Source organism: Bacillus sp. RB3 (assembly GCF_030164735.1).
GTDB classification, from domain to species: domain Bacteria; phylum Bacillota; class Bacilli; order Bacillales; family Bacillaceae_G; genus Bacillus_A; species Bacillus_A cereus.
Genome location: NZ_JASNGE010000002.1, coordinates 353,505 through 366,890, shown reverse-complemented (window position 1 = coordinate 366,890; position 13,386 = coordinate 353,505). Strand labels below are relative to the sequence as shown.

The following is a 13,386-nucleotide window of genomic DNA, read 5'->3' as shown; positions in this document are numbered from 1 at the left end:
TAAAAGGAGAATGGATATAATATGTTGAAAAAACTTGTAGCAGTAATGACAGCATTCATGGTTATCTTTGGGGCTAGCAGCTTTATGTTCGTAGATCATGCAGCAGCGAAAAGTTACAAATCTGGTAAAAAATCATTTACACCAAGTTCAGGTCAAAAGTCAAAAGTTGATTTAAACAAAAAAGACTCAAATGTAAATTCTCAAAAAACGACTCCAGATTCAAAAACGAAAGCAACAAACACGGCACCAAAAAGTAATAAAGGAAGCTTTATGAAAGGTTTATTACTAGGTGGTCTTGGTGGTTTACTAATGGGTAGCTTATTTGCAAATATGGGAGCTCTTGGTTCTGTATTAGCATTTATGGTAAATATGTTAGTAATGGCTGGTATCGTAATGTTAGCAGTTCGTGCATTTAAATACTTCAAAGACCAACGTAAGAAGAAGGCAGATGAAGTAGCATGGAAACAATAAAAATTTCTGAACAAGAGCTTATAAATGCGCTTTGTATATATATCGCTGAAAAAAGACAAGTGGGTCCAGAAGAAGTATTAGTTGAACTCATGTATGATGACGACTACGGTTTCTCTGCGGAAGTAGAGGTAAATGGTCGCCAGCAAATTTTAATTCAAGCAAACTTAATCGAAGCTTTACGCTTATTGCTTGACAGAGAATATAATGTCAATCCATTCGCAGCGAGATTACAACTTGAATTAGATGATGAAGAAGGCATTTACGCATTAGCGAAATTTAATAACTCAGATGAGTAGAGAAGAGAGCTGTTGAGAATAATCTCAGCAGCTCTTTTTAGTATGTGCATATGTAGATGAGTAATCACGCCAAATTTCATTCATCTTTCGTCTACCGATATCTACCATCGGATTAAACTGAATTGCAGATTTCTGACGAACAAAGTGAACGTTTTGAATGGCGTGAGATAATTGTTGGTCGACTATATCACGTTTTTTGCTTGCATATTTAGCAATAGATAGACCTGCAACTGTTCCTTGCGCCATCGCAATTTTTCCGCTTTCAATGCCTGTAATATTGCCAGCTACAAATAAACCAGGAAGAGGAGTTTCCATTGTTTCGGAATGGAGAGGAACGTGTCCACCTAATTCTGAAATGTAATGGAAGGGACAACCAGCTACAGCTGCAAGTTCGGCAAGTGGGTATAATCCCCCGGCAATACAAACAAAATCTGCTTCATATATTTTCTCTGATCCATTAATAACATTTCCTTTAGAGTCAATATTAGCAACACGTACACCTTCAACTTGATCTGTTCCGATAATTTCAAGAGCTGCTTTCCGAAGGTGAAGTGGCGTTCCGTTTATTTTCATTCCGCTGTTTGGATAGAATGTTAATCCAGCTTTTCGAACCCAATCATATTTCATAAAGTGGCTACCTATTCGCAAAATAGCAGAAGGAGCGAGATGTGCTGCATTTAAAAGAGAGTTTAAAACTTCTTCAGGTTCACCAGCTTTTTGACTTAACTCGCTTTTCTCAGGGAGTACAATATGATCCACTGTAATTCCTGCTAATTGCAATTCACTTAAAATGGCGAAAGACAAAATGTTAGCACCAATAATAATTCCTTTTTTTCCAACTTGCACGCGATGAACATTTGTCATAACTTGAGCTGCTCCAATTGACATCACTCCTGGAAGTGTCCAGCCAGGAAGGGGAATAGAATATTCCGCAGCTCCAGTAGCAAGTAGTACGAAAGGTGCTTCTAACGTACCGATATTAGTATGTACAAACCAATTGTTTTCATCTCTATCTAAATTATAGACCGAAACACCGCACCTGATATGTACTGAAAGTGATTCTGCTTCTTCATGAAGTCGCTTCGATTCTTTTATTCCGTTCCACCATTCTCCAGTAGGCTCTTGATGCAACTGTCCTAACAATCTCCCGCCCGGCTTCATAAATTCATCAATAACGAGCACTTTTAGTCCGAAACGAGCACAAGAAATAGAAGCAGATAATCCCGCTGGCCCTGCACCAATAATAATTACATCACTCATCGTTTTTTCACCATCTCTCTCACGATATTCGGATGCTGTTTCCCGCTTTCAACAATCATGTTTTCTTCTACAACAGTTAAGCATGCGCGTACATTTGTTTGATTATTTACTGTCATGCGGCATTCGGAACAGTGTCCGATATTACAATAAATACCTCGCGGTGTTCCGCTATCTTCATGAACTCTTAATGTCCTAATTCCATTTGCTAACAGGGCAGCAGCTATCGTTTCATGTTCATATGCTCCGTATTGATGACCGTTAAATTGAAAGGTAATACGCTCACTACTTTGTAAAGTACCTAAAATAGGGTGATGTGTAATTCTACTCATTTACTTTCACCTACCGATCCAAAAGTAACTGCACGTATTGGTGGTTGATATTTTAACGGTAGTTCATTAAGAGTTACGTCAGGATTCGCATTTTCAATCATTCGATCTATCATTATTCTGCATGTGCGACCACCGCAAAATCCCATGCCAGCACGTGTTCTTAGTTTTAATTCTCTTGCCGAGCAGTTATATTCAGCAATTGTCGATTGAAGTTGCCCATATGTAACCTCTTCACAACGACAAACGATTAAGTTGTTTTTATTTGTCATGTGTATTCCTCCTCTAGTTCGGTTTTCACAAATTATATATGCAAAAATCATGCCAATATAGAGGAGGAGAGGGCTATCTGTAAATGCCTGATCGGTGCATACTGCTTCTTTATTGAAGTCCAAGTTTCTTTAAACGGTTATATAAAGTAGCCCTTGTTACGCCAAGTTGTTTTGCGCATTCTAATTTATTCCCATTTAAAATTCGTAAAGCCCTTTCAATAACTTTTTTCTCATGCTCATCCATCTCTTCTTGTAAAGAAAGGATTGTATTATTGTTGCTGAGTAATAGGGAATGAGCCGTATGGTTGTCTAAAGTTTCAGTCGTATGAAATGGTAAATATTCTTGTTTTATAATTCCGTCTGTTGCGAATACCACAAGCCGTTCAACAACGTTTCTAAGTTCGCGAATATTGCCTGGCCAATTGTAATGAAGCAGTTCATGCATAATGCTTGAAGGTAAGTCACGAATTGGTCTGTTATAGTTGATTGAAAAATCGTTTAAGAAAGAATAGGTTAATTCAATAATATCCTCGCGTCTTTCGCGCAGCGGTGGAATCTGCAAGCTAACTACATTTAAGCGGTAATATAAATCTTCTCGGAAAGTTCCTTTTCTCATTTCTTCTTGTAAATCACGATTTGTAGCAGCGATAATACGGAAATCAATATTAATTTCTTTTTCACCACCAACTCGGTAATACTTTCGCTCTTGCAGTACACGTAACAGTTTTACTTGCATATCAAGTGGCATTTCACCTATTTCATCAAGAAATAAAGTACCGCCTTGCGCGAGTTCTATTTTACCTTTTTTTCCTTTACTATTTGCTCCAGAAAACGCCCCACGCTCGTAACCGAATAATTCACTTTCAAATAACGCTTCTGGAATTGCCCCGCAGTTAATCGAAATGAAAGGCGCCTTCGCTGCCTCACTTGCTTCATGAATTGCTTTCGCAAATACTTCTTTTCCAACTCCGCTTTCCCCAAGTATTAAAACAGTTGATTTCACCGAACAAACTTTTCTAGCTAATTGTATCGTTCTTTGTATAACAGGACTTTTCCCATTCATCGCAAGGAATGGATCGGATTCATCTTTATACTTTGCCACTTCTTGTTCTAAACGGTGCATTTCATGTGACATATTAAATAGTTTTTCATTTAAAGCGACTTGATTTGTAACATCTGTTTCTGAAACGACTGCTCCTATAATTTCATCATTACAATAAACTGGATTTGAATTAATTAATACAAATAAATCGGGACGAGGCTGATGGAACTGAGCGACTATGCTTTTTCCATCATGTAAAGATTGTAAAATTTCCAAGTCTTTATAATCAAAAAAACGAGTAATCGGTTGCCCAATAATCTCATTATGGTTGACTGAAAATATTTTTTCAGCACCATCTGTCCAAGTTCGAACACATTCTTTACTATCAATTACTGTAACAGAAGAGTCAGTTGTTTGTATTACAGTGTCATAAAATGACTGTAGTTCATTGTAGGACTTATAAAGAAATGGAATCATTTGCTGAGAAGTTATACAGCATATCGGCTCATCGTTTTCGTTAAGGATGATAACAGCTAATTCATAAGAAAAAGCGTCAATTAATGCAGTGAATGAGTCATCTACATAAATAATTGCGCAATTATATTCTTCTGTAGTAGAAGGGAGGTAATAAAACCTTTCGTTTATTTTCTTAATGCGATCAAGGCTACATGTATGATTGATTAAAACGCTTTCCAAAAATTCTTGTATAGTCGGAAATGAAAATTCCATAATGTCCTCCTGTTATGTATAAAAATTTTGACAGTGATAAAAAAATAATACACCTATTTACTATAAGTTTAAAATATTTTTACAAATAAAAATATTATTTATAAAAATTGTATATGTACAGAATTGGCACGTCAATTGCATAAAAGAAAGTGAGAGGCTAGGAAAGGAGGAGTATATTATGAGGCACTGCGACGTTTTAATTATAGGTGGTGGAATAATAGGGTGTTCTATCGCTTATTACACTTCAAAATACGGAAGAGACGTAACAATCATTGAAAAAGGGGAATTTGTCAGCGGGACGTCTTCACGGTGTGATGGGAATATTTTGGCCATTGATAAAGACCCGGGATTTGATAGTCAAATGTCTTTAGTAAGTCAAAAATTAGTAACTGATTTAAGTGAAGAATTAGAGCATTCATTTGAATATAGAGCACCAGGAAGTATTCTCGTATGTGAGTCAGACGAAGAGATGGAAGCTGCGCAGCAATGGGTAAATCGACAAAAAGAAGCTGGATTACCGTTTCGAATGCTTGATAGGCAAGATATAAGAGAAGAGTCGCCTTTTTTTGCTGATGATTTATTAGGCGGTTTAGAATGTGCGACGGATTCAACTGTGAATCCATATCTCCTTGCTTTCTCGCTTCTGTCAGAGGCACAAAAGTTTGGCGCAAAAGCCTTTAAGCAGACGGAAGTAAAGAGTATGGAAATAGAGACGGATGGTTCATTTGTTGTAGAAACTACGAATGGAACTTTTACAGCACAACAAGTTGTAAATGCAGCCGGTGTGTGGGCTCCTAAGATTGGTCAGATGTTAAATATAAATATACCAATTGAACCGAGAAAAGGGCATATTATTGTAGCTTCAAGGCAACAACACGTAGGATGCCGTAAAGTAATGGAATTCGGTTATTTAATTTCTAAATTTGGCGGAAAACGAAAAGTGGATGCTTTAACTGAAAAATACGGGGTTGCGCTCGTATTTGAGCCTACTGAAAGTCAAAATTTCTTAATTGGTAGTAGTCGTGAATTTGTAGGATTTCATACGAGGATAAATAATGAAGTCATTAAATGTATCGCAAATAGAGCAATTCGCTTTTATCCGAAAATGGCAGATATGATGGTAATTCGTTCTTACGCTGGTTTACGTCCGTGGACAGAAGATCATTTACCGATTATTTCACGAGTGGAACATATTCCGAATTATTTCATTGCCGCTGGACATGAAGGTGATGGGATTAGTCTTGCAGCAGTTACTGGAAAAGTAATTGAAGAGTTATTAAATGAAAAAGAGACAATTATTCCTATTGAACCACTTCGTTTGAGTCGTTTTACAGAAAGGGTGTTAAACGGATGAGGTCACAAAGAGTCTTTACGACGATTGATACACACACAGGTGGGAATCCAACGAGGACATTAATTAGTGGACTTCCAAAGTTGATTGGAGAGACGATGGCAGAGAAGATGTTACATATGAAAAAGGAGTATGATTGGATTCGAAAATTGTTAATGAATGAACCGCGTGGTCATGATGTAATGTCAGGAGCATTATTAACAGACCCATGTCATCCTGAGGCTGATATAGGTGTTATATACATAGAGACAGGTGGATATTTACCGATGTGTGGTCACGATACAATCGGTGTATGTACAGCGTTAGTTGAATCAGGTTTAATTCCGGTAGTTGAACCGATTACTTCTTTAAAACTAGATACACCGGCTGGCTTAGTTGAAGTAGATATTGCTGTTCAAGATGGAAAAGCAAAAGAAGTATCTTTCTGTAACATACCAGCTTTTTTATTGAAAAATATTACTGTACAAGTGAAAGACATTGGGACTATAGAGGCTGATATTGCGTATGGAGGGAATTTTTATGCCATTATTGATGCGAAATCAGTAGATCTAGAATTAGTACCAGAAAATGCATCTACAATCATCGATAAGGCGATTCATATAAGAAACACAATTAATGAGAAGTTTGAAATCACTCATCCAGAGTATTCGTTTATAAGAGGATTAACACATGTTGAATTTTATACAGATCCTACTCATGAATGTGCGCATGTGAAAAATACAGTTGTTGTACCACCAGGCGGAATAGATCGATCTCCATGCGGTACAGGAACATCTGCGAAGCTAGCTGTATTATACGCTCAGAAAGAAATCGAAATTGGTGAAGAGTTCATTCATGAGAGTATCGTTGGTTCTTTATTTAAAGGATATGTCATGAATACGACACATGTTGAAAATATTGAAGCTGTCATAACGAAAATTACGGGATCAGCTTGGCTTATGGGTATGCATAGATTTTTTTACAATGAAATGGATCCACTTAAAGAAGGATTTTTGCTAATTCCGCCGATGGAACATGAAACGGAGGATATAAAATGAACATTCAAAAAATGTATACAGCAGTAGACGTACATGTAAATGGCGAGGCATTTCGTGTAATGAAAGACGTACCATGCAAATACTACTACAGTTTGGAGCAATTAAATGAACAATTTTCAGGTGAATTAGCAGAAGAGATGAAGCTTTTATTAAATGAACCACGTGGTTTTATCGGTTTGAATGGGTGTATTGTCGTTCCATCTATCCATAATGAAGTGGATGCAGCTGTATTATTTTTTAATCATAAAGGTTCGATTCCGCTTCATTATGGAGGCATTGTTGCAGTAATAACGATGTTACTCGAAAGTGGTTATTTAAAAAAGAGAGAGTCCAATCAATATAAAATTGAAACGTTATCTGGAATATTTTTAGTTCATGCGTATGTAGAGAATGATGAAGTTATATCGGTTTCGTTTGAAAGCAAACTATGCTATATGATTGAGGAAAATTTACAGGTTGGTAATGTAAGTTATTCTCTCATACAAGCAGATAAAGTATATGCAGTTGTAGAGAAAGGTGCGTATTCGCCAGAAATTCGCATGGAAAACATTTCTGAATTGAAAAGATGGGGAGAAGCTACACTACAGACTATACAAAAACAGTCGCTAATAAAAAGGCTTATTTTAGTAGATCCTTCGCAAAAAGAAAAGAACCATATAAAGTCGATTACATTTCATGAAGATAACTTTATCGTACGTTCGCCAGGTTTTGTTTCTACTATTGTTTCCTATGTTCATGCGTTATTTAAAAATGATTATATGGCGGATAAACCTTTTAAAAATGAAAGTATATTTAATAGTTTTATAACTGTGGAGAAAGTGAAGAAGGAGGAACTAGGATACATTTTCCGTTTTGAAAGTAGAGGGTTTATTACAGGGATGCAGACATTTCTATTAGACCCTACGGATCCGTTTCCGGCAGGTTTCTTATTAAAATAAAATGTGATAGGGAGAGATAAATATGCAAAAAATTAAAGGGGCATTTCCAGTATTAATAACACCGATGGATGAATTTCAGGAAATTAATTGGGATGGGGTAAAGCAAAATGTAAATTACTTTATCGAACAAAACGTTGCAGGTATCATCATTAATGGAAGTACAGGAGAATTTGTAAGTTTATCAAAAGAAGAACGATTTAAAATGGTAGCAACCGTGTTGAAAGAAATTGATGGCCGTATTCCAGTTATTGTTGGAACTGCAGCAGAGACGACGAAAGAAACAATTGAATATACGAAACATGCAGAAGCGCACGGAGCGGATTGTGTATTAATTATAAACTCTTACTATTGTAAACCGAAGGAAGAGGAGATTTATTTTCATTTTAAAGAAATCTCAAACTCTGTAAATATACCAATTATGTTATACAATAATCCATTTACTTCTGGTGTTGATATGAGTACAGAGCTAATGCTCCGTATTGGAAAAGAGTGTGGAAATGTTACACATATTAAAGAATCTAGCGGAGATATTCGAAAAGCGAGAGATTTAGTAAGACAAAGTGAAGGGGCTTTCCAAGTCTTCTGTGGTTCTGAAGATTTAGTTATGGAATCATATTTAGTTGGTGCCTCGGGATGGGTTTCAGTAGCAGGAAATATTGTTCCCGGTCTCGTTACAAAAATGTATGAGCATTTTCAAAATGGTGAATTAGAAAAGGCGTGGGAAATAAACGATGCTATTTTACCACTTTGCGAGTTTCTTGAAGGATCAGGGAAATATGTTCAAATCGTTAAACGTTCTATGGAATTACATGGGCAAGCGGGAGGACCTTCTCGCTATCCAAGACTAGGGTTAACTGTAGAAGAAGATCAAAAGCTTCAAACGATTTTATCAAATATTGCAGCTCATGCAGCTGTTTAAATAAGGAGGAGAACATAATGTTAAAGACAAATATTGAGCTGAAACCAAAAGTGGAAGCGTTTTTAAATGAAGAAATTAAAATGTTTATTAATGGCGAATTTGTTTCTGCTATTGGCGGAAAGACGTTTGAAACGTACAATCCAGCAACAGAAGAGGTTCTAGCAGTCGTATGTGAAGCGCAAGAAGAGGATATTGATGCTGCAGTAAAAGCGGCAAGATCTGCATTTGAATCTGGCCCGTGGGCAGAAATGACTACTGCTGAAAGAGCGCATCTTATTTATAAATTAGCAGATTTAATTGAAGAACATAGAGAAGAATTAGCGCAACTAGAAGCTTTAGATAATGGAAAGCCATATCAAGTAGCACTTGATGATGATATTTCAGGGACTGTAGAAAATTATCGTTATTACGCAGGATGGGCTACAAAAATTATTGGGCAAACAATCCCGATTTCAAAAGATTACTTGAATTATACGAGACATGAACCTGTTGGTGTTGTAGGACAAATTATTCCGTGGAATTTTCCGCTTGTTATGTCTTCTTGGAAAATGGGAGCTGCACTGGCGACAGGTTGTACGATTGTATTAAAGCCAGCAGAGCAAACGCCTTTATCTTTACTATATACAGCGAAACTCTTTAAAGAGGCTGGATTTCCAAACGGCGTTGTAAACTTTGTATCAGGCTTTGGTCCTGAAGCAGGGGCTGCAATTGTAAATCATCATGACATTGATAAAGTTGCTTTTACAGGATCTACTGTTACAGGAAAGTATATTATGCGTCAATCTGCAGAAATGATTAAGCATGTAACGTTAGAGCTTGGCGGAAAATCACCAAATATCATTTTAGAAGATGCGGACTTGGAAGAAGCGATAAATGGTGCATTCCAAGGTATTATGTATAATCACGGTCAAAATTGTAGCGCAGGATCACGTGTATTTGTTCATCGTAAACATTATGAAACTGTAGTAGATGCACTTGTGAAAATGGCGAACAACGTAAAACTTGGAGCAGGTATGGAGAAAGGAACGGAAATGGGTCCACTCGTATCTAAGAAACAACAAGAGCGTGTGTTAAATTATATTGAGCAAGGGAAGAAAGAAGGTGCTACAGTTGCGGCTGGTGGCGAACGTGCGCTTGAAAAAGGTTATTTCGTTAAGCCAACTATATTCACAGATGTTACAGACAATATGACAATCGTTAAGGAAGAAATATTTGGACCAGTTGTTGTCGTACTTCCATTTGATTCGACAGAAGAAGTAATTGAACGAGCGAACAACTCATCCTATGGCCTTGCTGCGGGTGTATGGACGCAAAATATCAAAACGGGTCATCAAGTAGCAAATAAATTAAAAGCAGGAACAGTGTGGATTAATGATTATAACTTAGAAAATGCAGCTACACCATTTGGTGGATATAAACAATCTGGTATTGGCCGCGAATTAGGTTCATATGCGCTTGATAATTATACAGAAGTGAAAAGTGTTTGGGTAAATATAAAGTAATAGGGCGTTTTACTGATAAAAATTGAGGGATGAAATAATGAAAGATGCGGACAACTAGAAAGTTTGATAATAGTTGTCCGTTTTTTTATATACAAAATTGCTTTTCCAAAGAATGATAAGGGGGATTTGGATGGAGAATTTAGTAGAATGGTTAGTAGGGCAAGTGTGGAGTATCGGTTTAGTTGTTTTTGCATTAGGGGCAGGCGTATATTTCACGATTGCAACACGCTTTTTGCAAATCCGTTATTTTAAAGAGATGATTAAACTATTATTTGAAGGAAAGAGTTCAGAGACGGGAATATCATCTTTTCAGGCATTTTGTTTAGCCTTATCAGGAAGAGTTGGAATTGGTAATATTGCAGGGGTAGCGACAGCAATTGCTTTCGGCGGTCCTGGAGCTGTATTTTGGATGTGGGTAATGGCTTTGTTAGGGGCAGCGAGCGCGTTTGTAGAATCAACATTATCTCAAGTATACAAAAGTAAAGTAGGGAATGAATATCGCGGCGGTACTCCATATTTCATTGAGAAAGGTTTGAAAATGAAATGGTTTGCAGTCATTGTAGCAGTAGTTGTAACACTTTCATATGGCGTGTTATTACCAGGTATTCAATCTAGTAGTATCGCAGTTGGATTTGAAAACTCTAATGGTATTAGCAAATATATAACTGGTATATTTTTAGTCATGTTACTAGCAGCAATTATTTTTGGTGGTGTAAAGAGAATTGCTGGCGTTTCTCAAATGCTTGTTCCATTTATGGCAATTGGTTATGTAATTGTTACATGTATCATATTAATTGCGAATGTAACGGAGATTCCAAGTATGTTTGCTTTAATTTTCTCTAGCGCATTTGGTGTAAATGAAATGTTTGGTGGAATTGTTGGTGCAGCTATTGCATGGGGCGTAAAACGCGCTGTATTTTCAAACGTTGCTGGTGTCGGAGAAGCGACGTATAGTTCGGCGGCTGCTGAAGTATCGCATCCCGCAAAACAAGGATTAGTTCAAGCGTTTTCCGTATATATCGATACAATTGTCGTATGTACAGCGACAGCTCTTATGATTTTAATAACAGGTATGTATAATGTTATACCTGAAGGGAAAACCGCCATTGTACAAAACATAGGAAATGTGGAAGCTGGTCCAATTTATACACAACAAGCAGTTGAAACTGTGATAACAGGGTTTGGTCCAATATTTATTTCAATTGCGATTTTCTTTTTTGCATTTACAACGTTACTCGCTTATTACTATATCGCTGAAACGACACTTACTTATTTAGATCGTCAACTGAAGTATGGCTGGTTAAAACCAGTTTTAAAATTTGGATTTTTAATTATGGTTTACATCGGTAGCGTTGAATCAGCGTCGCTTTTATGGAATCTTGGAGATTTAGGAATCGGTAGTATGGCATGGTTAAACTTAATCGCAATCTTACTTTTAAGTAAAACCGCATTAAAAGTGTTAAAAGATTATGAAACGCAGAAAAAAGAAGGGAAAGATCCAGTATTTAATCCTAAAAATGTGGGGATTGAAGGATTAACATTTTGGGAAGAAAGAAGTAAAGAGGTTGAAAGAAAAAGTTCTAGAGAAAAAGTTATTGTAGATGATAATTTAAAATTATAACTTAAATTAACTAAAAATTCTTAATTTAAAAGAAGGTATATTGCCTCCATTTCATCACATACTACAATAAGTATGGATAATATGACTGGAGGGAATAAGATGGAACATGAGCAACATAGTTCGATAAATGATATTCTACATCATTATAAAGAAGGTATAGGTAGTTTTACAAATCAAATTCCTGAAATCGCTGAGACATATAATGCGTTCACGCAAGCTTGTTTTCAAGAGGGTTCTTTAACAAAAAGAGAAAAACAACTTATTGCATTAGGAATTAGTTTAGCAACGCAAGATGAGTATTGTACAATTTATCATACAAAAGGTTGTCTTGATCAAGGATGTTCGGATAAAGAGATTCTAGAAGCATGTGGTGTTTCAGCAGCATTTGCTGGCGGAGCTGCGATGAGTCAAGCGGTAACTTTAGTGCAAGAGTGTTTAACAGAATTGAAAAATCAAAAGCATTGAATAAAAAAACGTTTTAAACTTTATGTTTAAAACGTTTTTTATGTGAAATTAAATTTGAGTATAAAAATTATCTAGGATGGGTTCAATTTATGGTTATACAATAATGGGAGAATTTTAAATTTAGTAGGAATGAGAAATAACAACTATTTATTTAATTTTAAGGTTTTGTAAAAAGCTTCAATTGCTTCATATAATCAATGGCTTTTGTTTTATTTTTCTGTTTAGAAACATAATGTGCCTCATTAAAATCTCTATAGTAACTGTTAACTACTTCTTCAGAAAGAGCACCGTCAGAGATAGCTCTTTTAACCGCGCAGTTTGGTTCGTTTGTATGTGAACAGTTAGAAAATTTACATCTCATAGAAATCTTTTTTATATCTTCATATCCAAATTCAAAATTCCCCTCAAGGTTTATCAAGTCAAATCCTATTTTACTAATAAGAAATCCCTCCATTTTTGAAAGAGTCTTTTAGAAACATAAATACAAATTTTATCGTTTTCAATTTGTATTTACTTTAATATTCTATATCTTCATAAATAGATTTTTCTACATCAGGAAGAACTGTGTATATACTCTTACCGATTAAAGCTTCTAATTCTTTCTTAATCGCATAAAACCCTTTCCAATGTAAAGATGTATGAGATGTTGTACCATGACGCAAACCAACAGAAATTAATCTTCTTTCCAGCGTAGTAAAGCCATCCGCATCAGCAAGAGCGTCACAAAGAGTAATTACTTTATTGTATAAGTCGTAGTTACAATGTTCATTTAATATTTCAACTAATCGGCTTCTCATATGGTCAGGAACGAGACTCCATTCTGCTGCGATATCTATATGTTCATTTTTGCATGGGAATGAGTGTGTCACACAAATAACAGCGTTTCCTGTATACCCTAAATCATTCATATACATATAACCATCATAGGAATGAATGACCGATTTGGTAAAACCTTTGTATCTTCCGATATCATGCAAAAGGGCAGCGTTATATGCTATGTCAGCATCTAGCTTGTACCCTTTTTTTATAAGTTCTATAATTATGTTTTCAGTTGCATGAGCAACATGTAGTGAATGTTCAAACCAAGGGCCCGGGTTTTGTTCATATGCCCATTCGAGTAATTCTTTTGCGTACGTTCTATCTAATATATATTTCAT

At 36.1% G+C, this 13,386-nt stretch carries 15 protein-coding genes; 9 read left to right on the top strand and 6 right to left on the bottom strand.

Features of this window, described 5'->3' with window-relative positions:
* Positions 1–21: 21 nt before the first annotated feature.
* Complete coding sequence (locus QO049_RS04785) at positions 22–471, top strand: hypothetical protein (protein WP_000914478.1); 450 nt, start codon at positions 22–24, stop codon at positions 469–471.
* Positions 459–767, top strand: a complete 309-nt coding sequence (locus QO049_RS04780; RefSeq protein WP_000447747.1) for a YxcD family protein — start codon at positions 459–461, stop codon at positions 765–767. The genes QO049_RS04785 and QO049_RS04780 overlap by 13 nt, the downstream gene beginning before the upstream one ends.
* 24 nt (positions 768–791) lie before the next feature.
* On the opposite strand, the gene QO049_RS04775 is transcribed toward QO049_RS04780, so the two are convergent.
* From QO049_RS04775 to QO049_RS04760, 4 genes are all read right to left on the bottom strand, one after another.
* Entirely contained in the window at positions 792–2,027 is a 1,236-nt protein-coding gene (locus QO049_RS04775) for an NAD(P)/FAD-dependent oxidoreductase (protein ID WP_001286106.1), read from the bottom strand.
* The gene (locus tag QO049_RS04770) at positions 2,024–2,356 is read right to left on the bottom strand and encodes a (2Fe-2S)-binding protein (RefSeq protein ID WP_134995453.1); all 333 of its coding nucleotides are present in this window, start codon (positions 2,354–2,356) and stop codon (positions 2,024–2,026) included. The genes QO049_RS04775 and QO049_RS04770 overlap by 4 nt, the downstream gene beginning before the upstream one ends.
* A complete protein-coding gene (locus QO049_RS04765; RefSeq protein ID WP_000182619.1) occupies positions 2,353–2,625 on the bottom strand; it encodes a (2Fe-2S)-binding protein in 273 nt (90 codons plus the stop codon). Before QO049_RS04765 ends, QO049_RS04770 begins: the two co-directional genes overlap by 4 nt.
* Positions 2,626–2,734: 109 nt before the next feature.
* Positions 2,735–4,396: a sigma-54 interaction domain-containing protein gene (locus tag QO049_RS04760; protein ID WP_000395824.1), complete on the bottom strand. Its 1,662-nt coding sequence runs from the start codon at positions 4,394–4,396 to the stop codon at positions 2,735–2,737.
* Positions 4,397–4,574: 178 nt separating this feature from the next.
* Between QO049_RS04760 and QO049_RS04755 the strand changes: the two genes are divergently transcribed.
* The 7 genes from QO049_RS04755 (at position 4,575) to QO049_RS04725 (ending at position 12,229) form a co-directional block, all read left to right on the top strand.
* Positions 4,575–5,750 (top strand): NAD(P)/FAD-dependent oxidoreductase, encoded by a 1,176-nt coding sequence (locus QO049_RS04755; RefSeq protein WP_016118066.1) that lies wholly within the window; start codon positions 4,575–4,577, stop codon positions 5,748–5,750.
* Positions 5,747–6,784 (top strand): proline racemase family protein, encoded by a 1,038-nt coding sequence (locus QO049_RS04750; RefSeq protein WP_001257540.1) that lies wholly within the window; start codon positions 5,747–5,749, stop codon positions 6,782–6,784. Before QO049_RS04755 ends, QO049_RS04750 begins: the two co-directional genes overlap by 4 nt.
* Positions 6,781–7,722 (top strand): proline racemase family protein, encoded by a 942-nt coding sequence (locus tag QO049_RS04745; RefSeq protein ID WP_246960216.1) that lies wholly within the window; start codon positions 6,781–6,783, stop codon positions 7,720–7,722. Before QO049_RS04750 ends, QO049_RS04745 begins: the two co-directional genes overlap by 4 nt.
* Before the next feature lie 22 nt (positions 7,723–7,744).
* The gene (gene dapA / locus QO049_RS04740; RefSeq protein WP_001169463.1) at positions 7,745–8,641 is read left to right on the top strand and encodes a 4-hydroxy-tetrahydrodipicolinate synthase; all 897 of its coding nucleotides are present in this window, start codon (positions 7,745–7,747) and stop codon (positions 8,639–8,641) included.
* Positions 8,642–8,658: 17 nt separating this feature from the next.
* On the top strand, positions 8,659–10,143 hold the full coding sequence (locus tag QO049_RS04735; RefSeq protein ID WP_246960213.1) for an aldehyde dehydrogenase family protein: 1,485 nt from the start codon (positions 8,659–8,661) through the stop codon (positions 10,141–10,143).
* A gap of 130 nt (positions 10,144–10,273) precedes the next feature.
* Positions 10,274–11,764: an alanine/glycine:cation symporter family protein gene (locus QO049_RS04730; RefSeq protein WP_098286991.1), complete on the top strand. Its 1,491-nt coding sequence runs from the start codon at positions 10,274–10,276 to the stop codon at positions 11,762–11,764.
* Between the two features lie 72 nt (positions 11,765–11,836).
* On the top strand, positions 11,837–12,229 hold the full coding sequence (locus QO049_RS04725; RefSeq protein ID WP_002005224.1) for a carboxymuconolactone decarboxylase family protein: 393 nt from the start codon (positions 11,837–11,839) through the stop codon (positions 12,227–12,229).
* A gap of 157 nt (positions 12,230–12,386) precedes the next feature.
* Here the strand turns inward: QO049_RS04725 and QO049_RS04720 are convergent, their stop codons facing one another.
* Positions 12,387–12,683 (bottom strand): P-loop NTPase family protein, encoded by a 297-nt coding sequence (locus QO049_RS04720; protein WP_000398281.1) that lies wholly within the window; start codon positions 12,681–12,683, stop codon positions 12,387–12,389.
* Positions 12,684–12,744: 61 nt separating this feature from the next.
* Positions 12,745–13,386 (bottom strand): HD domain-containing protein, encoded by a 642-nt coding sequence (locus tag QO049_RS04715; RefSeq protein WP_000874109.1) that lies wholly within the window; start codon positions 13,384–13,386, stop codon positions 12,745–12,747.